This window comes from Chlorobium ferrooxidans DSM 13031 (assembly GCF_000168715.1).
Lineage (GTDB): Bacteria > Bacteroidota > Chlorobiia > Chlorobiales > Chlorobiaceae > Chlorobium > Chlorobium ferrooxidans.
In genome coordinates this window covers 91,983-118,490 of sequence record NZ_AASE01000007.1, presented here as the reverse complement: position 1 = coordinate 118,490, position 26,508 = coordinate 91,983, and the positions used below count along the sequence as shown (strand labels likewise).

Genomic DNA, 26,508 nt, shown 5'->3' with positions numbered 1-26,508 from the left:
AGTTATAAATCAGATTAGTGATTTTGCGGTATTGCAGTATTGGCGACTTGCCTGCCTGAATCTGAACGGTATAATTTACTATTGATGTTTTCTTGCTACGATAGTTGCTCCCACTCGGCAAACAGGAGATTGAGTTCTGCGCAGAGTTTATGGTAACCCTCAAGGATGCTGTCGGTCTCCTTCTGACTCTTTTTATAGAAATCCTCGGTTGCCATAACGGTTTCAATCGACTCTTTCTGCTGCTCCAGCCGGTTGATTTTCTGCTCAATCTCTTCGATTCTCTTCTTGTCCTTTTTGGCAGCGGCACTCTTTTTAGCCTGCTCTTTATCCTTTTCGGTGATTGTTTGCGTGGCGGCCTGTGTTTTCTGACGTCCGGCGGCTTCCTGTTTGCGTTCGGCCTCAATGGCTTTTTCCGCCTTCTCAAGATATTCAGCGTAGGTGCCGAGGTGAAGCTGCATGTTGCCGTTTTTGATCTCGATCACCTTGTTGACCAGACTGTCGAGGAAATAGCGGTCGTGACTGACGAGCAGAAGGGTCCCGCTGTAGTTTTCAAGCGACTCGATCAGCATCTCTTTTGAACGCATGTCAAGATGGTTGGTCGGTTCATCCATAATCAGCAGGTTGGAGGCCTGCAGGAGGATTTTGGCCAACGCCACCCTTGATTTTTCCCCTCCCGAGAGCACCCTGATTTTTTTATTGATGGCATCTCCGCTGAAGAGAAAACAGCCGAGAATATCCCGCACCCTTTTCTGGGCTTCAGAATTGGGGGCGGAGTCGAGCATTTCGTTATAGATGCTTTTTTCCGGTGAAAGGCTTTCCGTCTGATGCTGTCCGAAGTAGTTCAGCGAGACATTGTGACCCATGGTGAGCTTGCCTTCAAAATCGAGTTGCCCGGCAATGATTTTGCAGAAGGTGCTCTTTCCTGCGCCGTTCGAGCCGACAATCGCGATCCGGTCTCCGCGCATCACCTCCAGATCCAGACCGTTCAGGACCTGTTTATTGGAACCGTCCGGCATGCTGTAAGCTTTTTTTACCCCTTCAAGCCGCATCACCTCCCGACCGGATGGCATAGCTTTCGGAAAGCGGAAGGAGATTCGCGAGAGGTCCTCCTCGGGAGACTCTATCTGGCTTTCAAGCTTCTCCATCTGCTTCAGACGGCTCTGCGCCTGGCGCGCCTTGGTTGCCTTGTAACGGAATCGGTCGACAAAGGCGCGGAGCTCCTCCATTTTTTTGAGATCATTGGCATATTTGCCCATCATCAGTTCATAGCGCTCGGCCTTCTCCTTTTCATAATAGGAGTAGTTCCCTTTGTACTCATGAATGCGTGCGAAAGCGATCTCCAGGGTTTTTTTGGTGAGTTTGTCAAGAAAAAACCGGTCATGGGAGACGATGATATAGCTGTGCTCGTAGTTTACCAGATAGTTCTCAAGCCACCGGAGTGAATCTATATCAAGGTGGTTTGTCGGCTCGTCAAGCAACAGGAGTGTAGGGTTCTGCAGGAGCAGTTTGGTGAGATGGAGGCGCATCTGCCATCCACCGGAAAAAGCCTTGACTTTTTTGTGGAAATCTATCTCACTGAAACCGAGTCCTGCCAGCACCTTTTCAGCATCGGACTGCATGGTGTAGCCTCCCAGATGTTCAAACTCGTGCATGGCATCGGAAAAGCGTTCTATAAGCTGGTGGTAGGATTCACTCTCATAATCCTGTTCCGGAAGGGCGAGCTCGTGTTCCATGCGGGTAATTTTTTCCGACAGAACGCAAAGCCGTTCGTTCGCCAGGAGAGCATACTGCAGGGCGGTTTTTTCCAGATCCGCATCAAAGTTGATCTCCTGCGGCAGGTAGCCGATGGTGGTTTCCGCTGATTTGAGCAGCTGCCCGCTGGTCATGAGCCCGCTGTCATAGGTCGTTCCGCTGATATGGCGGAGAAGGGTCGATTTGCCAGTACCGTTAAGGCCTACAAGTGCGACATGGTCAGTGTCGCCGACCCGGAACGATGTGTCGACGAGGAGCTCTTTGGTTCCGACGGTAAGAGAGAGGTTTCTGGCTTCAAGCATGATGGACTGGACTTATAGAGATGATCGGCATCAGGGCACCACGAATACCCTCTTCTGCAGGTTGATTGCTTCGCTTGGCGGTGCTCATCATTGAATTAATAATTTTTATACGGTGGAAAATACAATATTTCATGAAAGCATCATGACCGGAATGCATCTCTGCGGTCAACCATCCTTTTTTCCGGTTTGGATGGCATCCGTCATGAGCTTCAGGGCAGTTCCGATAGCGGGCTTGTTCCCGATCGGTCTGAATTTCCCTAAATTAGAGGGGTTCGGCCTCTTCTACCGTTAACAGCTTGTTTTATGAAACATATTGTCATAACCGGGAGTACCCGTGGTATCGGCTTCGGACTTGCCGAGCGGTTTCTTCAAAAAGGGCACAGGGTTACGCTTAACGGATCTCATCAGGAGCGTCTTGATGAAGCGTTATGCCGTTTGAACAAGTACAGTGAGCGGGTCTATGGTGTTGCAGGTGATGTGGCTGACAGGGAGAGCATGGAACGGTTGTTTCATTCGGCAGCAAGCCGCTTCGGCAAGGTTGATATCTGGGTGAACAATGCCGGTATCGGTCAGCCGCAGAAAAGGCTCTGGGAACTTGATGAGCGTGCGGTAAAAGAGCTTCTTGCGGTCAACCTGCTCGGGGTGATCAACGGTACCGTTGCGGCATTCAACGGTATGAAGCTGCAGGGGTCCGGCCGGATATTCAATATGGAGGGACATGGAAGCAAAGGCTCAATTATTGACGGGATGAGTATGTATGGAACATCAAAAAGTGCCGTGCACTATTTTACCAGAGCATTTGCCCATGAGGCCAGAAAGTCCGGTATTCAGTTCGGAGAGGTGAGTCCGGGTATGGTGATAACCGGTCTTCTCCTCGACACGGTGAGCGAACCATCCGAAGAGAGCCGGAAATGGAAAGGATTTTATAATCTTCTGGCTGATGACGTTGACTCTGTTACGGAATTTCTGGTGAAGAGAATGCTTGCAACGACAAGAACCTATGAGCGGATTGAGTGGCTGACAAAGAGGAAAGTCCTGCTCAGACTGCTCTTCGGTCTATTTCGGAGGCGGGATTTTTTTGCTTCATAAAAATATGCCGTCAATTTTCTCCCCTCTGTCCGGTAGTTGCCGAAATTAATTATCGTTATAAACCGAAAGGTTTTAATGAAATGAACGTCAAACCGGAAAGAGGTGTTAAGAGTTACAGATTTCACCGATAACGCAAGCAACAGAAGCAGGCTGCAATGAGAGCGAAAATTTATCATTTTCTGATAGTCGTGCTGGTTTTTGGCGCATCTCCGCTTCAGGCAGCAGAAACGTTGACATGGCAGCAGTGTGTGAGTGAAGCCCGGTCGGCTCATCCCGACCTCTATTCCGCTCTTGCAGTTATCCAGCAGGCTGAAGCTGACAGGCGTATTACCGCCGGTGCTCTCTTTCCCCAGCTCAATGTTACCCTAAGCTCCCAGGAGAGAACCGGCACAGCAAAAGCATCACGCTCCTCTTCATCATTCAGCTACTCTCTGGCTGCACAGCAGTTGCTTTTCGACGGCAACAAAACATCGAAACAGATCAGGAGTGCTCTTGAATCGATCAATGCGGCAAAATACAATTACCGTTCCGTGTCGGCCGATCTGCGCTTTGCTCTCCGGTCTGCCTATACTGAACTGCTCAAAGCGCAGGATTTTGTTGCTCTTGCCCGGGAGATAGCCGAGAGGCGCCGCAATAATGTCCGGTTAATCAATTTGCGTTATCAGGGCGGCAGGGAACATATCGGATCGTTTCGACAAGCTGAAGCTGATCTGGCACAGGCAAATTTTGAGGTATCCCAGTCAGAACGGGCGCTTCTTGTCGCCCAGGTAAAACTCGCTTCTGCGCTTGGACGGGATCAGCATAATCCGATCAGGGTTGTGGGGGCATTTACCGTTCCGCTCTCATCTCTCGGAAAACCGGACATGGCCATCCTGGCCAGAAACAATCCGCAATTCCAGCAGCTTGATGCCCAAAGCAAGGCTGCCCGTTATGATCTTGATGCCGCCCGAAGTGTTTTTCTTCCGCAAATCTATCTCACCTCAACCATAGGACGCAGTGCCACTGACCGGCTGCCGATGGATGCGGTAGACTGGAATTCCGGTCTCACGGTTTCCGTGCCGATCTATGAGGGCGGAAGTGGCCGGGCGAGAGTCTCTCGTGCAATGGCAGTGGTGAGTGAGCACAATGCGGCACAGAAAAGCGGGTATCTGCAGCTTTACGACACCCTTGAAGAGAGCTGGAAGAGCTTTCAGGATGCGCGCCAACTGGTTACCGTACGCAAGAAGTTTCTTGATGCGGCAATGGAGCGCTCCTCTATTGCCAATGCGCAGTACTCGAATGGTCTGGTGACCTTCAACGAGTGGGTGATTATTGAAAACAATCTTGTCAGTGCAAAAAAAGAGTTTCTTAATGCCGGGGCAGATCTCCTGATTGCCGAGGCTAAATGGATACAGGCAAAAGGGGGAGGAGTTGATGGTGAAGAGAAATAAGATCATGGCAGCGGTTCTTGCTGTTATTATTGTTGCCGGGGTCACCGGGTTTCTGCTGTTCAGGGGCGCCAAAAGTTCCGGTCAGCGATTTGAGGAGATCCGTCCCGCACGAGGCAGCATAAGTTCATCGGTATCGACTACCGGTGCGGTTGAGCCCGAGAACCGGGTTAAAATCAAGTCTTCGGTCGGCGGAAGAGTCGAGGAGGTTCTTGTTGATGAAGGTCAACTTGTCAGCAAAGGGACGGTCCTTGCCATGCTCAGTTCAACCGAGAGGGCCGCTCTGCTCGATGCCGCCAGGCTTCAGGGAAAAAGCGAGCAGAGTTACTGGAACAATGTCTATAAAAAAACTGCCGTTATAGCTCCGATGGATGGTCAGGTCATTGTGCGGAGCGTCAATCCCGGACAGACCGTTACAACAAGTGACTCGTTGTTTGTGCTCTCCGACCATCTTATTGTCAAAGCCTATGTTGATGAAACCGATATCGGACGGGTAAAAACAGGCCAGAAGGCGGTTATCGGCCTGGATGCCTATCCTGAAATCCGGGTGAACGGGGTGGTTGAACACATCTACTATGAGTCCCGCCTGCAGAACAATGTGAGTATCTACAATGTTGATGTGATTCCGGATCGTATACCGGAAGTGTTCCGTTCCGGCATGAGCGCCAACATCAGGATTATTGTGCAGGAGAACAGTCGTGCGCTGCTCTTGCCCCTGAGGGCGGTGCAGAGCAGGAACGGCAGTCAGGTGGTCATGCAGAAAAAAAGAGGCAAGGATGGCGGGCAACGCTATACAAGGGTGAAAACCGGTTTGCAGGATGACGGCAAAATAGAGATTCTTTCCGGCATTACAGACAGCTCTGTTGTTCTTCTGCCGGACTCTTCGTTTGTTCTGCCGAAAAACAACGGCGGGACCAATCCCTTTACCCCGCAAAGGAGCCGGAGGTGAGCGTGCAACATCTGCTTGAGCTTGTTGATGTTCACCGGACCTACCAGATCGGGGAGAGCACCGTTCAGGCACTGCGCGGAGTATCAGTGACCATAGAGCAGGGTGAGTTTGTTGCCATTATGGGCGCTTCCGGATCGGGCAAATCCTCCCTCATGCAGATACTTGGTCTGCTTGACACTCCCGACAAGGGCGACTACCTGCTGCTCGGCCAGAATGTCAATACCCTGAGTGAAGATGAACTTTCAGGGCTCCGCAACAATGTTGCCGGGTTTGTTTTTCAGCAGTTTCACCTGCTCAAGCGCATGAGTATTGTGGAGAATGTGCGCCTGCCGCACATCTACAGCGGCATAAAAGGGGATTTCCGCAAGGAGGCCTTAGAGCGGTTGCGCCAGGTTGGTCTTGCGGAGCGAGTTGATCACACACCCAATCAGCTCTCCGGCGGTGAGCAGCAGAGGGTAGCTATTGCACGGGCGCTGGTGCGCGATCCATTGATTATTTTTGCTGACGAGCCGACCGGAAATCTTGACACGAAAAACTCGGCCGAGATCATGAAGATCTTTAAAGGACTTCATGAAGAGGGTAAAACCATTGTAATGGTGACCCATGAAAAAGAGATTGCCGACTATGCCGGGCGGGTCATCACCATGAGAGATGGGGTTATCATATCCGATGAACAGCGTACAGGTAGTGTTCCGGCACGCTCTGCTGAACCTCTCGCGGGCTTTGAAATCCATGGGCCTGCAAAGGTCTCGTTATGGCAGGACGGACGCTTTATCGGTTTTATGGCACAGGCTTTCCAGGCGATTCTTGCCAACAAGATGCGCTCATTTCTTTCGGTACTCGGAATATTTGTCGGGGTAGCCTCAGTGATTGCCATGATGGCACTTGGCGAGGGAGCCAAGGCAGCCATGCAGGAGCAGCTCAAATCCATGGGCTCCAACATGCTCTCTATAAGGGGTGGATCGGCCAAGATCCGCGGCGCTGCCCAGGGCGCAGGCGCTGTTGCCCGTTTTACCGCCATTGATGTGGAAGATATTGCCGAGCTTACCACGCTGGTAAAAAATGCCACAGGGGTCGTCAACGGCAGCGCACGAATGGTCTACGGCAACAAAAACTGGAGTTCAAGCCTGACCGGTGTCGGCTATGATTACGGAACCATGCGGGCCTCAACGCCAACTGTTGGCAGGTGGTTTACCCGTGAGGAGATACAGAAGCGTGACAAGGTTGCCATTATCGGTGTTACGGTGGTCAAGGAGCTTTTCGGAAACACCAACCCGATAGGAGGTACCATAAAGATTAACAGGATTAATTTTACGGTAATAGGGATCGCTCCGGCAAAAGGGTTTTCAGGTCCGCAGGATGAGGATGATGTGGTGCTTATTCCAGTGACGACGGCCATGTACCGGGTGCTCGGCAAGGATTATCTCAGCGGTATTTTTGTTGAAGTTACCTCTCCGGCCCTGATTGAGCAGGCGAAGAGTACGATCAGTGAACTTATCCGGAAAAGGCACCGGCTTCAAGCCGATGACGACTCCTTCAATATCCGGGATATGACCGAGATCCAGAAGATGCTCAGCAGCACGACCCAGACCATGAGTGTTCTGCTCGGTTCCATAGCTGCTATTTCGCTTGTCGTAGGCGGTATCGGCATCATGAATATCATGCTGGTCTCGGTAACCGAGCGCACACGGGAGATCGGGTTGCGCAAGGCGATCGGAGCACGAAAGGGAGACATCATGCTGCAGTTTCTCGTAGAGTCTGTCGGGCTCACCATCAGCGGAGGTTTGATCGGAATAATTGCCGGTATCGGAGTCTCTTTTATGCTTGCCATTTTTGCCGGATGGGCTGTTAAAACCTCGGTTGTTTCGGTTGTTGTAGCTACGGTATTCTCTGCCCTTATCGGTATTTTTTTCGGTCTCTGGCCCGCCCGCAAAGCTGCGGAACTCAAGCCGCTCGAAGCTCTCCGTTACGAGTAGAACTTGCCCGGGATGCATGTATTGTTACAAGTTTTTTCTGATGCTTGAATTTGCTTGACATTATTTTGTGCAGGATTCTGCATCAAAGCGCGTCATACTTTGTGAGGGGAGCTACCTGGCTCTCCGGAATGATTTCAACAACAGGTCCGCTCTTGAGTTAGTTGACTGATGATGATGATGCAGGAACGCAAAGATGAGTGATGATTGAGATGACAGGGACGGGCAGGTTGTTGCTTTGGACAGCGGAGGGGAAGTTGTTTCTCTTCGCTGTTTTTTTTTCGGGTTTCAGGGTTCAAGGCCGTACTCCTCAAGAATGGTGTATACATGGGGGGGAACCAGCCGTTCAAGGTGCTGTGGATAGTTGAATTTTACAAAGTAGTAGTGTTTTATAAGGTGATGGTCCACAGAAAAATGTGCGAATCCAACGCCCCTGGGTCCTGTACGGAACAGGAACTCCGAGATCAGGTGGCCTGCCGCAACCGGGATTTTACGGGTTGTGCGGAACTCTTTTTTTTGGCATTTCATACTTTCGGCAGAGCTTTTTGCCGAAGCCGCTACAAATTTAAAGCACTCCCACTCTCCTGATTCCGGAAAGGTTTCCAGTTCATCAGCGATCAGATTGTTCAGCACAGAGCCTTTTTCGGTGCGGACCAGTACCCACTGTAACTTGCTTCTGTTTTTGAACGGCGCGGCCAGATATCCCACCGTTATATCAGCAAGTCCATTCAGGTAATCGAAACAGCTCAGGCATGAGTGTGGAAAGATTTCCGGGTTGGTCAACTCTTCCGGCAGGCTGAAAAAAGGGATTTTCTCAATGTGACCGTCGAGATGTTTGACGTGTACCCGGTAGTCCGGCATGAATTCAATATGGCGTGCTGTTGCAGGTGATTTTGAAATTCTTTCCAGAATCCACGGCCACTTTTTTTCGTTTGCATTATCGACGCAGGGAATGCCAATGGTATAGATTTCCATATTGCGCAGATAGTCGAATCGCCGATGAAAGTCACGCAGAGCATGAATATGACATGCGGCCCCTATAACGAGGAGCCGTTTCAGCCCTTTGGAGTGAGCCTCTTCAAGGGAGCGGAGCACGGGCGAAAGTACGGGAATACTTCCCTTTGCCTTCAGTATATCTTTTTCGGACCCGGCAAGTACTGGTATTGGATGGAAAAAATCCTCTTCATGACGGTGCAGGGTTACCACACCCTCAACAAGTTTGCTGTTTAAAGCTTTTTCAGCTAATCGGGTTATGATGCCAGACCATTGGGCGTCAGGAACGGCTGTCCGGAGCCGGGCTACAAAGCGTGAACTGGTAATTCCAAAGCGTGACTCCTCCGGATCGAGAGGGTCTCTTTCGCGCCCGAAAAGGGCGGTTTCATGCTCTCCGAGCCATCCGGTATTGAAAACACAGCTTTGCAGGCTTTCTGTGGAGGGCCATTTTTTTATTGAGCAGAGCCCGCATGAGCTGCAAAGAGGTTTCGGCATAGATGTGCTCAAAAAAAAACACCCCGCAGATTGATTGTGCGGGGTGAATGGTTTATACCTTACAGTGAGCTTTTCATGAGTCAGGCCATGGAGAGTGCCTTGTTGACCTTCTGGGCCGCATCGCGAAGGCCGTTGGCTGAAATGAGATTCAGCCCTGAGTCATCCAGCATTTTCTGGGCTATTGGGGCGTTGGTGCCCTCAAGGCGCACAATGACCGGCAGATGCAGGCCGATTTTTGTAGCAGCTTCAATAATGCCGCCCGCTACACGGTCGCAACGGACAATTCCGCCGAAAATATTAACGAGTATTGCTTTGACATTTTTGTCGCTGAGAATGATCTTGAACCCCTCCTCTACCGTCTGGGGGCTCGCCGAACCACCTACATCAAGGAAGTTGGCAGGTTTTCCTCCGGCAAGCTGGATCATGTCCATGGTTGCCATGGCAAGGCCTGCGCCGTTGACCATACAGCCTACATTGCCGTCAAGGCGTACATAGTTGAGATTGGATTTTGAAGCTTCAACTTCAAACGGATCCTCTTCGCTGATATCGCGCAGTTCAATAAACTCTTTATGGCGGTAGAGTGCATTGTCATCAAAATTGATCTTTGCGTCAAGGGCGAGTACCTTGCCCTCTTTGGTAACAACGAGCGGGTTGATTTCAGCAATCGCCGCATCAATCGAGGTGTAGGCCTTGTAGAGTGCCGATATAAAGTTGACCGCATTGCGGAACTGCTCACCTTCAAGTCCAAGGAAAAATGCAGCCTCACGTGCCTGGAATCCCTGCATGCCGTAAAGCGGGTCAATCTGGATTTTCAGGAGTTTTTCCGGGGTCTCTTCGGCAACTTTCTCGATCTCCATACCACCCTCGGTCGAAACCATCAGAACATTTTGCGATGTCGAGCGGTCAAGGGTAATACCGACATAAAACTCCTTTTCAATATTCATACCCTCTTCAACAAGCAGCCTTCTGACCTCTTTTCCCTCCGGTCCGGTCTGATGGGTGACAAGTGTCAGTCCGATCAGCTGCTGGGCAATTTCAAATGCCTCTTCTGCTGACTTGGCAAGTTTGACTCCTCCGGCTTTACCTCTGCCACCTGCATGAATCTGTGCTTTTACAACAACCACCGGACAACTCAACTCCTCAAAGAGCTGCTCGGCAGCGGTTTTTGCTTCCTCCGGGGAATAGGCAACAATTCCTTTCGGTACGGCAACCCCGAATTTTCTCAGGATATCCTTGCCTTGATATTCATGAATGTTCATATTTTTAGGTCTTGGGTTACGGACAATAGTTCACACGAGTAATGCAGGGAAATCGAAAATTGCGCAAAGAGCAATAGTATAACGAAAATTACGTTTACGGTAAAACCTGTGAACGCTCAACACATCAATATTTACACAAATAGTATGCTCGATTTTACCTGGTGTATGGAACTTGCGTTCCGTGAGGCGATCAAAGCGTTTGAAAAGAAGGAAGTTCCTGTCGGAGCGGTGATCGTTGACAGTAACGGTCATGTTATCGGAAGGGGATACAATCAGGTGGAATCACTTTGTGATGCAACCGCGCATGCTGAAATGATTGCCCTGACCTCGGCAATGGCTACGATAGGAAACAAGTACCTTGAAGATTGTACTCTGGCCGTTACCATGGAGCCCTGCCCCATGTGTGCGGGAGCTATTGTCAATGCAAAGGTGGGGAGAGTTGTTTTCGGGGCCTATGACCCGAAAATGGGTGCATCGGGTACGGTCATGAATATAACAGGATGTCAGCAGCTTAATCATCAACCGGAAGTTTACGGAGGGATTATGGAGAACAAGTGCCGAACCCTCCTTCAGGATTTTTTCAGGGAGCTGCGTAAAAAGCCCTAATCATCATCATGATCCTGCGAAATATTCTCCCTGATAATGTTTTTCAGGGAGCTTGCAAGGTGGGAAACGATATCCTGGGCTATACCACTTCCGCTTGATGGCTGAACGGTGTCAAGGCTTTCGATCCCTGCCTGTTTGACCGCTTTGCTGATGGTAACCGATAAAAGGGGGTTGCACTCCCTGACGATCTCCTTGAGCATGAATGAAGCCTCAAACATGCTCTGCTGAATAACCTCTTTTTCGTCTTCTTCAGTTATAACCTGACAATGACGGGTGGCGATGATTCCTGCAAGGCAGGTAAGGTAGGTGTTGGTTGCACCGGCCAGGAAAAGGTTCATAAAAAAAGGGGTCAGCAGGTTGCCTGCAGGCAGCAGTGAAGAGAGGGTGTTGCTGAACGCTGACTGGATAATCGGTTTGATATGGGCAGGTATCTCCTCCTTTTTAAAGTCGGCAAGCGGAAGATACTCATAGACGGAACGGACCAGCAGGATAAACTCTCTGAGATGCTGTTCGCGGTTGTGAATAAGATAAATGGCCCAGACCATTTTAATGTTATTCAAAAGGGTGGTCGTTGTGCCGTAAGAGGTGTTCTGGGCGAGGGCGCCTACAAAAAAATTTTTGGTCGCAAACTGCTTGATATCGTTGAGCGAGTCGACTTCGAGGAATTTGAGATTGGTGCGGACCCATCGAAGGTCTTTCAGCTTCCTGGACGCATCAGGATGCTTTGAGTGAACAGGCATCCGTTTTGCCAGATAACCGGAATAGGCGTCCATCTGCCTGGAATTTTCATTATCCGGCAGATCGGGTTTGATTGGAAGCGAAAAGAGCCGGACCCCGCTGTAGAGCGTCGTGGCGAGAAGCGCACAGCTGAAAAGAAGAAAAAGTGTTCCCGTATTGGGGTAGAGCGCATCGAGAAGCTTTGCCGCACTGCTCAACTGATTGACCGTAAAGACAACCAGAAGGAGTATGACCGCAAGAAGGGCGGTAAAGAAAAAAAATGAGGCTTTTCTTTTCATGGCAGCTGCATGTTCTACTCTTATTCAGGCCTTCGCAGGAAATTGTGATCGCACTGGATGCGGCCCTCTTTTTGCAACAGCTTCTTTATGCCAAAGGTTCCGGTTCCGGCAGCCTTATGGCGTGGTCACGACTGAACTGATAGTCAAGAAAAATATCCTCAGCTTTTGGAATCTGCCACTTGCCATTATCGAGGCGGTTTGTTGTCTCCTTCAGCCGGTAGGTGGTGTGCCCGCAGGTCCAGCAGTCATAGTTGGCCATTCCGGTACAGAGGCAGGTCTTTTCTTTGACAACTATCGGTTCGCCGGGCTTTCTTTCTGCAAGAGCGCTGTAGTATGCATCGATATAGCTGCATTTCCCGCCGTTTTCAAGCAGGTATCCGAGTCCCTCGCAGTTCGGTTTTATGGCATAGCGAAGGGTTGGAGAGTTAATGAGCATCCTCATCGGATAGCCTGTGGTTGAGGCCATATTGATGACAATATCCTCTTCTCGCGCGTTGAGATAGTGTTGCTTTACCTCATTTGGCAGGCCGGACTCTTTGGTGATGGTAAATCGTGTGGCAACCTGTACGGCTCCGGCACCCATCCTGAGGTAATCGACGGCATCGGTACCGGTAAAGATCCCTCCGGCAGGGATAACCGGAATGTTCAGCGCCTCTTTTTTCATGAAGTCGAGTACTTCAATGAAAATTGTCTTGAGATCAAAGGTATGCCAGTCATCGGGTCCAAAGCCGAGGTGACCTCCGGCAAGCGGACCTTCAACAATAATATAGTCCGGCAGTCGGTTAAGGCGTACCGCCCGTTTCAGGAAAATGGAGAGCGCCCTTACCGAGGAGATGATCAGGCCGATTTTTACATCCCGGAACCGGGGATGATCCTGGATCAGATCAAGCGTGCGGAGGTTGAGGCCCGCAGCGAGAGTGAGTCCGTCAATACCGGCATCCATGGCAGCCGAAAGTCTGACCTTCAGTGTCTCGGAGGCGTTGTTCATGGTCAGCTTTTCCATGCAATTAAGAAAAATCGCCCCATTGCCGGTTTTTTTTGAGACCGTATGTTCTATATATAATTTTTGTGCTTTGGCTACCTCTTCAAGATCGAAGAGGACTTCCGATTTGTCGGGATTATTGATGAATCTGGCGTATTTTTTGCGTTTCTGACTGACAAATGAAGTTTTCAATATCCTGTCGCAGACATAGCCGTTTTCGGCATCGGAAATATGTCCGATTCCGCCGAGTTTCTCAGCCACAAGCGCAAGTTCGGTTGTGGAAATATTGACCCCCATGCCACCGATAATGATTGGCACATACTCTTTTCCGCCTAACTGTAATCTGAAATTGTCTACGTTCATTGTCTTTTTATCGGTATAAATAGCATTTACAGATCCTCTTTGCCCCTGAGGTCAGGGTGTCGGCAATACGAAACCCACAAACAGCCGCAAAAATTAAAATTATTTAAGATATCATATTTCGTTTTATAAATCTACTGACAATTCTCTAAATCACCCCTTCTCCGGTAACTATCATACGCCTTCCCTGCTATTCTTTCCTTCCCGGAGAGGATGAAGTTTGAGAAAAGAGGTGGAGAATATTAAATTGCAGGCCATAACAGAGAGCATCTCGGATTTCCGGCATCAAAAATATTCTGAAAGGGGGAAAGAGCAATATGATTAAACTCGTCTTGTTACGTCATGGTGAGAGCCAGTGGAACCGTGAAAATCGCTTTACCGGCTGGTATGATATTGATCTTTCCGAACAGGGAAGAAAAGAGGCGGCCAATGCCGGCAAATTGCTCCGGGAAGCAGGATTTGTTTTTGATGTTGCCTATACCTCTGTCTTGAAACGTGCCATAAGGACGCTCTGGACAGTACTTGATGAGATGGATCTGATGTGGATTCCTGTCTTCAAGAGCTGGAGGCTCAACGAACGGCACTACGGCGCCCTGCAGGGTCTTAACAAGTCGGAGACCTCCCAGAAGTATGGTGATGAACAGGTTCTTGTATGGCGTCGGAGCTATGATACCCCTCCTCCTGTGCTTGAAAAAAGTGATGAGCGTTATCCTGGATCAGATCCCCGTTATGCAGCGCTTGCTGAAGAACAGATTCCTTTGAGTGAGTGTCTGAAGGATACGGTGGAGAGGTTTCTGCCGTTGTGGCATGAAACCATAGCGCCTGAAATTCGCAAAGGGAAAAACGTTATCATTGCAGCGCATGGAAACTCCCTGCGAGCCCTGGTCAAATACCTTGACCACATCTCCGAAGAGGATATTGTCGGCTTGAATATTCCGACCGGGATTCCTCTGGTCTACGAACTCGATGATGAGCTCAAGCCCCTGAAAAGCTACTATCTCGGTGATCAGGAGGCCTTGAAGAAGGCTGTAGCAGCAGTTGCCGGTCAGGCAAAAGCATAGCCTTTCCGGGAGTGATGCGATCGTGGAATATTTTGTTAAATAACTTATATTCTGCACTCTGAATTGTTGATCGCCTTTTTTTTGAAACTATTTGAAAAGTTGTGCCTGAAAATATGAATGTTACAAGAAAAGCGGGGCTCTATGATCCTCAGTTTGAGCATGACGCCTGCGGTGTTGGATTTGTTGCCAACATCAAGGGTGTCAAGTCCCATAATATTGTAGAGCAGGGACTGCAAATCAACGAGAATCTGAAACATCGCGGAGCATGCGGGTGTGAAAAGAATACCGGTGATGGCGCAGGAATTCTTATCCAGGTTCCCGACAAGTTTCTGCGCAGGGTCTGTGCGGAAAAAAATATTGAACTTCCGGCGGCAAGCCAGTACGGAGTGGGGATGGTATTTCTTCCTCCGGATATATCGCAGCGTCGTGCTATAGAAGATATCTGTCGTTTGATGATACAGGCTGAAGGGCAGAAGTTTCTTGGTTTCAGAAAAGTCCCGACCGTCAATGATACGCTCGGCGCGACCGCCCGCTCTGAAGAGCCTGTGGTCAAGCAGCTTTTTGTCGGCTGGGGCAAGGATATCACCACCGAGCTTGAATTCGAGAGAAAGCTCTATATCATCCGCCGCCGCATTACCAAAAGGGTTAAATACACCGCAGGGCTTCTCGGCAGCAGTTATTTCTATATATCAAGTCTCTCCTGCCGCACGATGGTCTACAAGGGGATGCTGCTTCCCGAGCAGGTCGGGGAGTTCTATCCCGAGTTGCACGACCCCGACATGGAGAGCGCTATCGCAATGGTACACTCCCGTTTCAGCACCAATACCTTCCCGAGCTGGGATCGCGCGCATCCTTACCGCTATCTGAGTCATAATGGCGAAATCAATACGCTCAAAGGCAACGTCAACTGGATGAAGGCCAGGGAGAAGAATGTACAGTCACAGGTGTTTGGTGATGCCCTTGAAGATATAAAGCCGGTTATTCTTGAGGACGGCAGCGACTCTGCCATTCTTGATAATTCATTTGAGTTTCTTGTGCTTTCAGGCCGTTCGCTTGCCCATGCAGCGATGATGTTCATTCCTGAACCATGGTCAGGAAACCAGAGCATGTCTGAAGAGAAAAAAGCATTCTACGAATACCACAGCTGCCTTATGGAGCCGTGGGACGGGCCAGCGTCGGTAACCTTCACCGACGGTGTGCAGATCGGTGCGGTACTTGATCGTAACGGACTTCGCCCGTCACGCTACTATATTACCAGGGATGACCTTGTTATCATGGCTTCCGAGGTCGGTGTGCTTGATATCGCGCCGGATCGTATTCTCAGGAAAGACCGGCTCCAGCCTGGCCGCATGTTCCTTGTTGATACCGCCCAGGGCCGCATTATTTCCGATGAAGAGATCAAGAGTACGGTTGCTTCCGAGCACCCTTATGGCGAGTGGATTGAGCGGAATGTTATTGATCTTGATGCCCTTCCGGATCATCCCCAGTTGAAAAATCCCGATGAAGAGAAGTACAGTCTTACCGCCCGTCAGAAGGTTTTCGGCTATACCCAGGAGGATATCGCCCTTCAGATAAAGGCGATGAGTGAAAAAGGGGTGGAGCTTGTCGGATCAATGGGTAACGATACCCCGCTTGCTGCGCTTTCCAATAAGCCGAAGATGCTCTATGACTATTTCAAGCAGCTCTTTGCCCAGGTGACCAATCCTCCTATTGACTCGCTCAGGGAGGAGCTTATCACCTCGACAACGGTCATGCTTGGAACCGAAGGAGACCTGCTTGAGCCAACTGAGGTTAATTGCCGTCGAATAAGGCTGCCGCATCCTATCCTGACCAATCAGGCTCTCGAAAAGATCCGTGGTATTGATAAGCCGGGTTTCCGTGCCATTACGCTCCCTATTTTTTACAATGTAGAGCGTGGAGGAAAGGGTATAGAGTCGGCCATGCAGGATATCTACCGTCAGGCTGAAAAGGCTGCCGGCAAGGGCGTCAATATTATTATTCTCTCCGACAAGGGTGAGATTGAGCAGAACCGCGCACCGATTCCGGCACTTCTTGCCGTTTCAGGTCTGCACAACTTTCTGATCAATGCCGGTATAAGAACAAATATCGGCCTGGTTCTTGAATCAGCCGAGCCGAGAGCCGTTCATCATTTTGCCATGCTTATCAGTTATGGCGCCGGAGCCATCAACCCCTACATGGTTTTTGAAACGATTCGTTCAGAGGTTTCGATGGGCCATATCAAACTGGAGGAGAAGGTTGCGGCCAAAAACTATGTCAAGGCGGCCGTCAAGGGCGTGGTGAAGACCATGGCTAAGATGGGTATCTCCACTATTCAGAGCTATCGTGGCGCCCAGATATTTGAAGCGGTCGGTCTCAATACCCAGCTTGTTGATGCCTATTTTACCCGTACACCTACCCGAATTGAGGGTATCGGGCTTGATACGGTTGCCGAAGAGGTCCGCAGGCGTCATGAAACGGTTTTTCCGCCAACCGGAAACAAGGTTGATCGTGGTCTCGAAGCCGGAGGAGAGCGGAAATGGCGTTATAACGGGGAGTATCACCTGTTCAGTCCCGAAGCGATCCATGTCCTGCAGCACTCCTGCAGGACGGGAAACTATGAGCTCTTTAAAAAATACGAAAACCTTATTGACGACCAGAGCGAGCATCTTTGCACGATCCGGAGTCTGATGGATATCCGCTTCAGCAAGCAGCCTGTGCCGCTTGATGAGGTCGAACCGGTTGAAGCCATACTCAAAAGGTTCAAGACCGGCGCCATGTCCTTCGGCTCTATCAGTCAGGAGGCTCATGAAACCCTTGCCATTGCCATGAACAGGCTGGGAGGCAGAAGCAACACCGGTGAGGGCGGAGAAGATCCTCTGCGTTTTAAAAAGGATGCAAATGGCGACTCAAGAATGTCCGCTATCAAGCAGGTGGCTTCCGGAAGGTTTGGTGTTACCAGTGAGTATCTTGCCAGTGCCAATGAGATCCAGATCAAGATGGCGCAGGGAGCAAAGCCCGGAGAGGGCGGCCAGCTTCCCGGTTCTAAAGTCTATCCCTGGGTGGCAAAGGTTCGTCACTCAACCCCCGGCGTCGGTCTTATCTCCCCGCCGCCCCATCATGATATCTACTCGATCGAGGATCTTGCCCAGCTTATCCATGACCTGAAAAATGCCAATCCCGAGGCGCGTATCAATGTCAAGCTGGTTTCAACCGTAGGTGTTGGCACGATTGCTGCAGGTGTTGCAAAGGCTCATGCCGATGTGGTGCTCATCAGCGGTCACGATGGAGGAACCGGTGCCTCGCCTGTTTCAAGCATCATGCATGCAGGTATGCCCTGGGAGCTCGGTCTGGCTGAGGCCCATCAGACCCTTGTACTCAACAACCTGCGAAGCCGTATTGTTGTTGAGACAGACGGCCAGCTGAAAACCGCAAGGGATATTGTTATTGCCGCCATGCTTGGCGCAGAGGAGTTCGGTTTTGCCACAACCACGCTTGTGGTGATGGGGTGTATTATGATGCGCTGCTGTCAGGATGACTCCTGTCCGGTTGGTGTTGCCACCCAGAACCCTGAACTTCGCAAGCATTTCACGGGCAAGCCGGAGCATGTTGAAAACTTTATGCGTTTCCTTGCCGAGGGAGTACGGGAGTATATGTCGCGTCTCGGTGTACGCACCCTTAATGAGCTTGTCGGACGCACCGAACTGCTCAGCATGAATAAAACGGTCGATCACTGGAAAGCACAGGGTATTGATCTGTCCAGGATGTTCTATCAGGCAGAGATCGGCGAGAATGAAACCCGCTACTGCACCATCGATCAGGAGCACGGCCTTGATGAGAGTCTTGACCGGACCACCCTGCTCTCGCTTTGCGAACCGGCGATCAAACGAAAGGAGAAGGTCTCTGCTGTGCTGCCGATCCGCAACACCAACAGGGTTGTCGGCACCATTGTCGGTTATGAAGTGACGAAAGCCTATGGCTCAAAGGGTCTTCCTGACGATACGATTCACTTGAAATTCACCGGATCCGCAGGCCAGAGTCTTGGTGCATTCATCCCCAACGGAATCACCATTGAGCTTGAAGGCGATGCCAATGACTACGTTGGAAAGGGTCTCTCGGGCGGTCGTATTGTGGTTTATCCGTCAAAAGGATCAACGTTTGTTCCGGAAGAGAATATCATTATCGGTAACGTAGGCTTTTACGGGGCGACCTCCGGAGAGGCATTTATCCGGGGTATGGCCGGAGAGCGGTTCTGTGTTCGTAACAGCGGACTGAATGCGGTTGTTGAAGCAATCGGTGATCATGGTTGTGAATATATGACCGGCGGAGCTGTGGTTATTCTCGGAAAAACCGGACGAAACTTTGCCGCAGGAATGTCGGGCGGTCTGGCCTATGTTTATGACGCTGACAATACTTTTGCTGAAAACTGCAATCATGAGATGGTCGGACTCTCCACGGTTGATGACCTGATGGAGCTTGCGGCTCTTCAGAGCATGATTGAGAGGCATGTCGAGTACACGGGCAGCGACCTGGGTCAGTCGATTCTTGATGACTGGGAGACCAGCCGCCAGCGCTTTGTCAAAGTCATGCCGCATGATTACCTGCGGGCGATGGAGGCAATGAAAGAGGTTGAGGCGGCCGGCATTACAGGCGATGCGGCGGTTATGGCGGCATTTGAAAAAAATATTCATGATCCATCGCGCGTTTCAGGCAATTAACAGCGGAAAACGGCGGAACTTGAAAAGTTTAAACTATCGATATGGGTAAAGTTAAAGGTTTTATGGAGTACCAGAGAGCGTTGCCTGCCGACAGGGCGCCTCTGGAGAGAATAAAAGACTGGCAGGAGTTTCACAAGGAGATGCCGGACGTGGAGCTGCAGAAGCAGGGCGCACGCTGTATGGATTGCGGTACCCCTTATTGCCATACCGGAATCATGCTGAGCGGGATGGCGTCAGGATGCCCCATACATAATCTTATCCCCGAGTGGAATGATTATATCTATAACGGTTTCTGGCATGATGCCTATGACCGGCTGATGAAAACCAACAACTTTCCCGAGTTTACCGGAAGAGTCTGTCCGGCTCCCTGTGAAGGCTCCTGTGTGCTTGGCCTTATCGAGCCGCCGGTAACCATCAAGAACAATGAGTATGCAATTATAGAGCATGCATTTGCCGAAGGGTGGGTAGAGCCGAAGAAAATTGCTCACAGAACCGGTAAACGGGTTGCGGTTGTCGGATCAGGCCCTGCCGGACTTGCCTGTGCTGACCAGCTCAACAAGGCAGGTCACAGCGTTACGGTTTTCGAGCGTGACGACCGGTTCGGAGGCCTTATGATGTACGGAATTCCCAATATGAAGCTCGACAAGAAACTTGTTGTTGAGCGTCGTATTGATCTTATGAAGGCTGAGGGGATAGCATTCATGGAGAGTACCGAAGTCGGTGTTGATTATCCTGCTGACAAGCTGCTTGAAGAGTTTGACTCCGTCGTACTCTGCACAGGAGCAACAAAACCCCGTGATCTGAATGTAGAGGGGCGCGAATGTAGCGGTATTCATTTTGCCATGGATTTTCTTCGTTCAAGCACCAAAGCCGTGCTTGACGGCAGCGCGCCAACCCTTTCGGCGGCAGGCAAAAATGTTGTTGTTATCGGCGGCGGTGATACGGGCACGGACTGTGTTGCCACCTCACTGCGTCAGGGTTGCAAGAGTGTTATTCAGCTTGAGATCATGCCGAAGCCGCCGCTTGAGCGTCAGCCTGACAATCCGTGGCCGGAGTGGCCCAAAACCTTCAAGGTGGATTACGGTCAGGAGGAGGCTGCAATGGTTCAGGGTGAGGATCCGAGAAAATATGCAATAATGACCAAGAAGTTTCTCTCCGGAGATGGCGGAGCACTCAAAGCCGTTGAAGTATCCCGGGTTGAGTGGGTAAAGCAGGAGGGCCGATTTGTACCGCTGCCGGTTTCGGGAACGGAGCAGATTATTCCCGCCGAGCTGGTACTGCTTGCAATGGGCTTCGTCGGACCTGAAGAGCACCTGCTCCAGCAGCTGCAGGTTGCTCGCGATGAGCGCACAAACATCAGGGCCAGTGAAAAAACATTTCTGACCAATCGGGAGGGGATTTTTGCTGCAGGTGATGCCCGTCGCGGCCAGAGCCTTGTTGTCTGGGCTATTTATGAAGGAAGGGCTGCTGCGCGTGCATGTGATCGTTTTCTGATGGGTACCACAAGCCTGCCGTAAACGATCGGGCGGCTTCCGGTGTTGTATGTGTCATTCCTCTACTGGATTTAACAAATGTTTTAACGGCTCAGCGATATGGAACAGCAAAAACTCAGGGATCTGCTTGAAACGCTTCATCGTGAACTTGAAGGGGTGGACTCTGTTGATGAGACAACACTGAACGTGCTTTCAAATCTCAGGGAGGATATCGGAAAGCTTGTAGATGAAAATGGATCAATCCGGGAGTCTGAATCCCGGGCGGATCGCATGAATGAAGCAATAGAGCATTTCGAAGCCGACCATCCCAAACTGAGTATGACGATTCAGCATGTGCTTGACAGTCTGGCCCGAATGGGATTTTAAAGCACAACCTTATTAATATTCTTGACGGCGCAACTATTCCATGACCAGAGAAAAAGAACCGGGTAGAGGGAAGCCGAGAGGCGGAAACGGTGAGGGTGAAGTGTTATGTTCATTCTGTGGCCGGAGTGCGCATGAGGCAAACAGCATGGTTGCCGGTCCGAGAGCATTCATCTGCGATCGCTGCATAAAAACATCCTATGAGATCCTCCGCAAGGAGCTGAGTGCCATTCAGCAGAGTGAACGGGTGGCGGAGCAGCCCTTCCAGCCCCGTCTGGTCAGCCCGAAAGCCATCATGGACTCTCTTGACAAGTATGTTGTCGGGCAGGAGATCGCCAAAAAATCGCTCTCTGTTGCGGTATACAACCACTACAAGAGGATTGAGTCACAGGAGTGGATGCATGATGAGGATGATGAGGTTGTCATCGAGAAAAGCAATATTCTGCTCATTGGTCCGACCGGTACAGGAAAAACGCTGCTTGCCCAGACGCTGGCCAACATGCTTGAAGTGCCGTTTTCAATTGTTGATGCCACTTCGCTTACCGAAGCCGGATATGTTGGCGACGACGTGGAGACCATCCTTGCCCGACTGCTTCATGCTTCGGATTTTAATCTCGAACGCGCAGAGCGGGGCATTATCTATGTTGACGAAATCGATAAAATAGCCCGCAAATCAGCCAACGTCTCCATCACCCGCGATGTTTCGGGTGAAGGGGTTCAGCAGGCTCTGCTGAAGATTCTCGAAGGGGCTGTTGTGGGTGTTCCGCCAAAGGGCGGCCGCAAGCATCCTGAACAGCAGCTGATCAATATCAATACCAAGAACATCCTCTTTATCTGCGGTGGCGCGTTTGAAGGACTCGACCGGCTGATTGCCAAACGGGTCTCGAAGTCCTCGATGGGGTTCGGCTCCAAGGTCAAGAGCAAGCAGACCGGTTACGACCCGGAAATTCTCCGCTACGTCACCCAGGATGATCTGCATGAGTATGGCCTGATTCCTGAATTTATCGGCCGACTGCCGGTGATCTCAACACTCGACCTGCTGGATGAGAAGGCGTTGCGCAACATTCTTGTTGAACCAAAGAATGCCATTGTCAAGCAGTACAAAAAGCTCTTTGAAATGGACGGCGTTGAGCTTGAATTTACCGAAGAGGCGCTTGACAAGGTGGTCTCCATTGCCATTGAACGTGGAACCGGAGCCAGGGCCCTGCGTTCGGTGCTTGAGAACGTCATGATCGATATCATGTTCGAGCTCCCTTCAATGAAAAATACCCATAGATGTCTCATTACGGCTGACACCATAGAGAACAAGGGCGCGCCGGAGTATTTTTCGGATGACAAAAAACAGAAAAAAATCGCCTGAAATGAGAGAACGGGCTTTCATTCCCTTTGCAATTGATGAATGAAAGCCTATATTTACAACCTTTCAAAGAGGACGATTAGCTCAGTTGGTTAGAGCGCTACATTGACACTGTAGAGGTCAGAAGTTCGAATCTTCTATCGTCCACATATCCCATCCTCAAAGCCTGCACTTCGCAGGCTTTTTATTTTCCTGCGACACATCCCGCGTTACCCTGGGAGCCGGGAACGCCGAGCTCCAGCTCGGCATTTCGTTTTTAAGTCCCGTAGGGACGAAACCTTGGTAGCCAAAAAGCGCATACCCCACCCCCATCTTTTTTCTGGTTTTCCACGCAAAGTGTTCCGAGAAAAGTGATGTCGTCTGAGCATAAGCAGCTTAGAAATCAGGAGGAAAACCGTCGTCATTCACTGTGCCACTGAGTTTTACTGGTACCTAAATCAGAAAGGTTGAGCAGTTGGTAATGCTTGAGGGATTTTTCGAATGCGTTGCAGGCCTTCATCTGCTCAATCACCCGATCCAGGTCGCTGTAGTCGAACGCGGCGGTCCATTGCTGGATTTTCTGCATGGCGGAAATGAATGGTTCTGGTTTTCCTTGCCGCGACAGCACGCGCAGGCAGTCCAGATATTCCTCTCTGAATAACGTTGGGACAATTATTTTGCATGCATTGACTACAGACAATTCAGCGTTCATGACGAGGCGTGCCAGTCGGCCATTTCCATCAATGAAGGGATGGACTTCCGAGACGATGAACATTGCAAGCAATGCCCTTGCCATGCCGGGTTGAACCGATGGCAGGATCTTGCTGCCTTCAATCAGTGTTCCGCGTACGTTTCCCGGTGAAACGAACGTGGTGTTTTCTGCAAAATTCTCACGGTCTTTGAAATCACCGGGAGCCGCTTCCGGACGTTCTTTCATCAGATCAGCATGGCGTTGCCGCAACTGATGCAAGACAGCTTCTCCTGGTGCCATCGATTGGTTTGACCATCCGGGATCGATAGCTTGCCGGAATACACCGAGAATATCGTGAGAGTCTTTCGGGCGTTGGTCGATAATTTTCCCTTCAAGTACAATTCGCCGAGCTTCAGAGAGATCGAATTCCGTACCCTCGATGAAGTTGCTGAAATAGGATTCCAGAAACGCAAAATTGAAGCGCGCGCTTCCGGTTGTGGTTGGTGATGGTTTTTGCATGAGAGGCATTGCTCGCAATGTGGCGGCCAACGTTTCAAAAAGGGCCAAACGACGAGCGTCAAAAGGTGTACCTGCGGCCAGTGCTTGTCCTGCTGCAGTGGCGAGTCGGGCACTTTTGGTACCGAGAATGCTTCCGATGAGGTCATGCAACACGCTGAATTCCTTCTCAAACTCCAGGGTGGCTGCATTAGTGCGAGCTTCTTCCCTGATGCGGTTGAGAGCTTCAGGGCCTCTTGATTCGTAAATACTGATCAGTCGTTCTTCGACGGCAACACGACCCATGGCTTTTCTGATCGCTCCACGACTCTGGGTGAGGTTTTCCATCAACATGCGTGCTTGAGAGGGAAAAAATATGTTTCGTCCGGACATTGGCTGGTCACCTTGAACGTTACCGTGTCCCTTGACCAGAAAGACTTGTAATCCCGGCAAATCGACAACCCTATTGTAGCTGTAGCTGAGGTGCATCACGCCATCGACGGGCATACCTCCACTGAAGGCACTTCGATAGCCGATTACCGCACCAGGGAAAAGAGCAGCGAGGAGTCGTATTCTGTGCAAAGCAATAATTGCCGGCCACTCCTTTTCAGGGCTGGCGCTGAGAACGCCAGAGACAATTCGCTTAAACCGGCCGGTTTTCAGGTGCCGTTGTGCAGCTCTTATCTCAGCATCATTGAGTTCTGCATAAAGGATCAGAGAGTCATCGACTGTCGTGTTTTTTCGCGATCCCTTCATTATTTTGTTCGGAATGTCGTGTTATTCGTCCTAATGTGTCGGATTTGTCGCAAATATTAACTTAAATAAATCCTTGAGAAATGGCAAATGTGTCTTGCTACATTCGAGAGGCTGTAGATGCAAGTGTAATAAACCCGTTCGATGAAGACTCTGCCCGGAAGCTGATGAAGTATGTTCCTTTCCGGGCTGGATTTGTTGCCTGTTTTATCAAGCATTATTGACGGCCTTGCCCTGTCATTTTATAGTTGAAAGGCACTCATTCCCATGAATATTGGTAAGTCGATTGAGAGCAGGGCGAACATCGTCTGTGCTATCCATACAATGCATCAATTGTATTAAGTAACGAATAGTGTTGCTTTATTCGATTGAATCATGTAATTACCGGTATGTTTATTTCGGACTACATTGACGCTTTGCAAGCCAAAGGCGTATTCTGTTTCAGTGGCGTTGAAGCTTCTGACGCGCTGGGATCAGGCGTTATCTCTACCCGTGCGGCCTTGCGTCGTCTGCGGCATAAGGGTGAAGTTGCCATGCCGTACCGGGGATTTTATGTTATCGTTCCCCCGGAATACCGGAAGACGGGATGCTTGCCCGCAAACCAGTTTATTCCATTTTTGATGGAACACCTGAAAGAACCCTATTATGCAGGCATGCTTACCGCTGCCGAACACTACGGTGCAGCTCATCAACGCCCTCAGGCTTTTCAGGTTCTCCTGCAACATGCTCGACCGGATATCAGTTGTGGGGATGTGAGGATTGATTTCATCATACGCAAGAACGCAGCGCTTATGCCTGTGCAGGATTTCAAGACACCTCGCGGTTATGTTAAAGTATCGACCCCTGAGGTCACAGCATTTGATCTAACCGGGTATCCGCATCATGCAGGGGGTCTGGACAATACGGCAACTGTTTTATCTGAACTTGCAGAATATCTTGACGGCGGGAAGTTGGCTGAAATAGCAGCACTCTCTCCAATAGCATGGTCTCAGCGATTGGGTTACTTGCTGGATTTGATTGGTGAAGCCGGATTAGCCGATGGATTGGCTGAATATGTTGCAGGTCGCAAACCTGTGCCGACTCCGCTCTCCCCGTCACAACCTTACAGTGGCGTTCGAATGGTGGCTCGCTGGAGGCTAATGCCAAATGAAAAGGTAGAACCGGAAATATGATCCCTCTTGATTATATAACCGCATGGCGAGTCAATGCTCCATGGCCTCAGTTATCTCAGATTGAGCAGGATCTGATTATCTGTCGTGCCCTGGTTGAACTTTACACACACCCGATTGTAGCGAAAAATCTGGCTTTTCGTGGTGGAACTGCCTTGTTCAAGCTTCATCTACCGCCAGCGAGATATTCAGAGGATATTGATCTGGTGCAAATGCAAGCGGGGCCAATCGGTCCGATCATGGATGCTGTACAAGAAAAGATCAATCCCTGGTTGGGTATTCCTAAGCGGAAACAGTCAGAAGGAAGGGTAACGCTGATCTGGCGTGTGGAATCAGAAGAAGGATTGCCATTACGGCTCAAAGTGGAAATAAACTCAAGGGAACACTTCACGGTACTTGGATATCAACAGTTTGAATTCAGAATGGCATCCCGCTGGCATACCGGCTCAGCATTAATCTCAAGCTATCGTATCGATGAATTGCTCGGTACCAAGCTGCGGGCGCTCTATCAGCGAAAAAAAGGGAGAGATTTGTTTGACTTGTGGCAAACAGCCAAAACCCTTGCAGTTAATCCTGAAACGGTTGTCTCCTGTTTTTTGCAGTACATGGAGTATGAAGAACATCAGATATCCAGGGCTGAATTTGAGATGAATCTGTTCGAAAAGCTTGATGACTCTCGTTTTCTTGATGATATCTCACCCCTGCTGACAACAGGGAACTCATGGGATTCCAGGGCGGCGGCACGGTATGTTCTGGATTCTCTCGCACCTTTAATGCCGGGGGATGCATGGCAGAAGACAAAAGAAAAGATGATTATCCTATAAAAGAGGGGTTGATGACTGATCCTGCCATGACTGATGCTGTGGTCCCACAACAGCATATTATGCGAATACAGTCATCGTATTAGATTGAGTACTATACCACAGGGGGCAAAACAGGAGGGCAGGGAAGTAATTGTTTTTTATTTTTATTCATAGATTTTGATAAAAAATCTGCGACGCAGATGCGACATGAAAATTTATTTAACCCTGTAACTCCTTTTATATAAATGCTATATAGCCACAGTATGATATTTACACTGTAGAGGTCAGAAGTTCGAATCTTCTATCGTCCACATCCCTTCCTCAAAGCCTGCCAACCCGCAGGCTTTTTTTATCCCCCCGCAAGAGTTCTTTTCCCGATCGCTTAGGCAAGCGGAAATCCAACAGTTTATTACTGGAGCTTTCATG

General features: G+C 50.1%; 18 protein-coding genes and 1 tRNA gene. 13 read left to right on the top strand and 6 right to left on the bottom strand.

Annotation, left to right across the window (positions count from 1 at the left end; translation table 11 throughout):
• Positions 1-95: 95 nt before the first annotated feature.
• Positions 96-2,054 carry a ribosomal protection-like ABC-F family protein gene (abc-f, locus tag CFERDRAFT_RS05615; RefSeq protein ID WP_006366239.1) on the bottom strand — a complete coding sequence of 653 codons (1,959 nt, stop codon included), beginning with the start codon at positions 2,052-2,054 and terminating at the stop codon, positions 96-98.
• A 303-nt stretch (positions 2,055-2,357) separates the two neighbouring features.
• Between abc-f and CFERDRAFT_RS05610 the strand changes: the two genes are divergently transcribed.
• The 4 genes from CFERDRAFT_RS05610 (at position 2,358) to CFERDRAFT_RS05595 (ending at position 7,495) form a co-directional block, all read left to right on the top strand.
• Entirely contained in the window at positions 2,358-3,143 is a 786-nt protein-coding gene (locus CFERDRAFT_RS05610) for an SDR family NAD(P)-dependent oxidoreductase (protein ID WP_006366238.1), read from the top strand.
• 155 nt (positions 3,144-3,298) lie between these two features.
• The gene (locus tag CFERDRAFT_RS05605; protein WP_006366237.1) at positions 3,299-4,573 is read left to right on the top strand and encodes a TolC family protein; all 1,275 of its coding nucleotides are present in this window, start codon (positions 3,299-3,301) and stop codon (positions 4,571-4,573) included.
• Positions 4,557-5,519, top strand: a complete 963-nt coding sequence (locus tag CFERDRAFT_RS05600; RefSeq protein WP_006366236.1) for an efflux RND transporter periplasmic adaptor subunit — start codon at positions 4,557-4,559, stop codon at positions 5,517-5,519. The genes CFERDRAFT_RS05605 and CFERDRAFT_RS05600 overlap by 17 nt, the downstream gene beginning before the upstream one ends.
• Before the next feature lie 2 nt (positions 5,520-5,521).
• The gene (locus tag CFERDRAFT_RS05595; protein ID WP_040433243.1) at positions 5,522-7,495 is read left to right on the top strand and encodes a MacB family efflux pump subunit; all 1,974 of its coding nucleotides are present in this window, start codon (positions 5,522-5,524) and stop codon (positions 7,493-7,495) included.
• Positions 7,496-7,780: 285 nt separating this feature from the next.
• Here the strand turns inward: CFERDRAFT_RS05595 and CFERDRAFT_RS05590 are convergent, their stop codons facing one another.
• Together CFERDRAFT_RS05590 and sucC are read right to left on the bottom strand one after the other, a co-directional pair.
• Entirely contained in the window at positions 7,781-8,980 is a 1,200-nt protein-coding gene (locus CFERDRAFT_RS05590) for a Coenzyme F420 hydrogenase/dehydrogenase, beta subunit C-terminal domain (protein WP_006366234.1), read from the bottom strand.
• A gap of 80 nt (positions 8,981-9,060) precedes the next feature.
• Positions 9,061-10,239 carry an ADP-forming succinate--CoA ligase subunit beta gene (sucC, locus tag CFERDRAFT_RS05585; protein WP_006366233.1) on the bottom strand — a complete coding sequence of 393 codons (1,179 nt, stop codon included), beginning with the start codon at positions 10,237-10,239 and terminating at the stop codon, positions 9,061-9,063.
• Positions 10,240-10,383: 144 nt separating this feature from the next.
• On the opposite strand from sucC, the gene CFERDRAFT_RS05580 reads away from it, so the two are divergent.
• Positions 10,384-10,845: a nucleoside deaminase gene (locus CFERDRAFT_RS05580; protein ID WP_006366231.1), complete on the top strand. Its 462-nt coding sequence runs from the start codon at positions 10,384-10,386 to the stop codon at positions 10,843-10,845.
• Here CFERDRAFT_RS05580 and CFERDRAFT_RS05575 read toward each other — a convergent pair.
• Positions 10,842-11,861, bottom strand: coding sequence for a hypothetical protein (locus tag CFERDRAFT_RS05575; protein ID WP_006366232.1), 1,020 nt, complete (start codon positions 11,859-11,861; stop codon positions 10,842-10,844). The genes CFERDRAFT_RS05580 and CFERDRAFT_RS05575 overlap by 4 nt on opposite strands.
• 85 nt (positions 11,862-11,946) lie before the next feature.
• Positions 11,947-13,206: a nitronate monooxygenase gene (locus tag CFERDRAFT_RS05570; protein WP_006366230.1), complete on the bottom strand. Its 1,260-nt coding sequence runs from the start codon at positions 13,204-13,206 to the stop codon at positions 11,947-11,949.
• A 314-nt stretch (positions 13,207-13,520) separates the two neighbouring features.
• Between CFERDRAFT_RS05570 and gpmA the strand changes: the two genes are divergently transcribed.
• The 6 genes from gpmA to CFERDRAFT_RS05540 all read left to right on the top strand — a co-directional run bounded on the left by gpmA (position 13,521) and on the right by CFERDRAFT_RS05540 (position 22,339).
• Positions 13,521-14,264, top strand: a complete 744-nt coding sequence (gene gpmA, locus CFERDRAFT_RS05565; RefSeq protein ID WP_006366229.1) for a 2,3-diphosphoglycerate-dependent phosphoglycerate mutase — start codon at positions 13,521-13,523, stop codon at positions 14,262-14,264.
• A gap of 113 nt (positions 14,265-14,377) precedes the next feature.
• On the top strand, positions 14,378-18,979 hold the full coding sequence (gltB, locus tag CFERDRAFT_RS05560) for a glutamate synthase large subunit (RefSeq protein WP_006366228.1): 4,602 nt from the start codon (positions 14,378-14,380) through the stop codon (positions 18,977-18,979).
• Between the two features lie 41 nt (positions 18,980-19,020).
• The gene (locus CFERDRAFT_RS05555) at positions 19,021-20,496 is read left to right on the top strand and encodes a glutamate synthase subunit beta (protein ID WP_006366227.1); all 1,476 of its coding nucleotides are present in this window, start codon (positions 19,021-19,023) and stop codon (positions 20,494-20,496) included.
• A gap of 75 nt (positions 20,497-20,571) precedes the next feature.
• Positions 20,572-20,838 (top strand): DUF4404 family protein, encoded by a 267-nt coding sequence (locus tag CFERDRAFT_RS05550; protein WP_006366226.1) that lies wholly within the window; start codon positions 20,572-20,574, stop codon positions 20,836-20,838.
• 40 nt (positions 20,839-20,878) lie between these two features.
• A complete protein-coding gene (gene clpX / locus CFERDRAFT_RS05545; RefSeq protein WP_006366225.1) occupies positions 20,879-22,195 on the top strand; it encodes an ATP-dependent Clp protease ATP-binding subunit ClpX in 1,317 nt (438 codons plus the stop codon).
• A gap of 70 nt (positions 22,196-22,265) precedes the next feature.
• Positions 22,266-22,339: transfer RNA gene (locus tag CFERDRAFT_RS05540), tRNA-Val, on the top strand.
• A gap of 253 nt (positions 22,340-22,592) precedes the next feature.
• On the opposite strand, the gene CFERDRAFT_RS05535 is transcribed toward CFERDRAFT_RS05540, so the two are convergent.
• Positions 22,593-24,113 carry a Fic family protein gene (locus CFERDRAFT_RS05535; protein WP_040433241.1) on the bottom strand — a complete coding sequence of 507 codons (1,521 nt, stop codon included), beginning with the start codon at positions 24,111-24,113 and terminating at the stop codon, positions 22,593-22,595.
• Positions 24,114-24,499: 386 nt separating this feature from the next.
• Here CFERDRAFT_RS05535 and CFERDRAFT_RS05530 point away from each other — a divergent pair, with 386 nt between their 5' ends.
• Both CFERDRAFT_RS05530 and CFERDRAFT_RS05525 read left to right on the top strand, forming a co-directional pair.
• Positions 24,500-25,282: a type IV toxin-antitoxin system AbiEi family antitoxin gene (locus CFERDRAFT_RS05530; RefSeq protein ID WP_040433240.1), complete on the top strand. Its 783-nt coding sequence runs from the start codon at positions 24,500-24,502 to the stop codon at positions 25,280-25,282.
• The gene (locus CFERDRAFT_RS05525; RefSeq protein ID WP_006366223.1) at positions 25,279-26,103 is read left to right on the top strand and encodes a nucleotidyl transferase AbiEii/AbiGii toxin family protein; all 825 of its coding nucleotides are present in this window, start codon (positions 25,279-25,281) and stop codon (positions 26,101-26,103) included. Before CFERDRAFT_RS05530 ends, CFERDRAFT_RS05525 begins: the two co-directional genes overlap by 4 nt.
• Positions 26,104-26,508: the final 405 nt, after the last annotated feature.

Bases quoted from the DNA above. Each gene is read 5' to 3' on its own strand.
- abc-f (WP_006366239.1), bottom strand. From the start codon at position 2,054: ATGCTTGAAGCCAGAAACCTCTCTCTTACCGTCGGAACCAAAGAGCTC.
- CFERDRAFT_RS05610 (WP_006366238.1), top strand. From the start codon at position 2,358: ATGAAACATATTGTCATAACCGGGAGTACCCGTGGTATCGGCTTCGGA.
- CFERDRAFT_RS05605 (WP_006366237.1), top strand. From the start codon at position 3,299: ATGAGAGCGAAAATTTATCATTTTCTGATAGTCGTGCTGGTTTTTGGC.
- CFERDRAFT_RS05600 (WP_006366236.1), top strand. From the start codon at position 4,557: ATGGTGAAGAGAAATAAGATCATGGCAGCGGTTCTTGCTGTTATTATT.
- CFERDRAFT_RS05590 (WP_006366234.1), bottom strand. From the start codon at position 8,980: ATGCCGAAACCTCTTTGCAGCTCATGCGGGCTCTGCTCAATAAAAAAA.
- sucC (WP_006366233.1), bottom strand. From the start codon at position 10,239: ATGAACATTCATGAATATCAAGGCAAGGATATCCTGAGAAAATTCGGG.
- CFERDRAFT_RS05580 (WP_006366231.1), top strand. From the start codon at position 10,384: ATGCTCGATTTTACCTGGTGTATGGAACTTGCGTTCCGTGAGGCGATC.
- CFERDRAFT_RS05575 (WP_006366232.1), bottom strand. From the start codon at position 11,861: ATGAAAAGAAAAGCCTCATTTTTTTTCTTTACCGCCCTTCTTGCGGTC.
- CFERDRAFT_RS05570 (WP_006366230.1), bottom strand. From the start codon at position 13,206: ATGAACGTAGACAATTTCAGATTACAGTTAGGCGGAAAAGAGTATGTG.
- gpmA (WP_006366229.1), top strand. From the start codon at position 13,521: ATGATTAAACTCGTCTTGTTACGTCATGGTGAGAGCCAGTGGAACCGT.
- gltB (WP_006366228.1), top strand. From the start codon at position 14,378: ATGAATGTTACAAGAAAAGCGGGGCTCTATGATCCTCAGTTTGAGCAT.
- CFERDRAFT_RS05555 (WP_006366227.1), top strand. From the start codon at position 19,021: ATGGGTAAAGTTAAAGGTTTTATGGAGTACCAGAGAGCGTTGCCTGCC.
- CFERDRAFT_RS05550 (WP_006366226.1), top strand. From the start codon at position 20,572: ATGGAACAGCAAAAACTCAGGGATCTGCTTGAAACGCTTCATCGTGAA.
- clpX (WP_006366225.1), top strand. From the start codon at position 20,879: ATGACCAGAGAAAAAGAACCGGGTAGAGGGAAGCCGAGAGGCGGAAAC.
- CFERDRAFT_RS05535 (WP_040433241.1), bottom strand. From the start codon at position 24,113: ATGAAGGGATCGCGAAAAAACACGACAGTCGATGACTCTCTGATCCTT.
- CFERDRAFT_RS05530 (WP_040433240.1), top strand. From the start codon at position 24,500: ATGTTTATTTCGGACTACATTGACGCTTTGCAAGCCAAAGGCGTATTC.
- CFERDRAFT_RS05525 (WP_006366223.1), top strand. From the start codon at position 25,279: ATGATCCCTCTTGATTATATAACCGCATGGCGAGTCAATGCTCCATGG.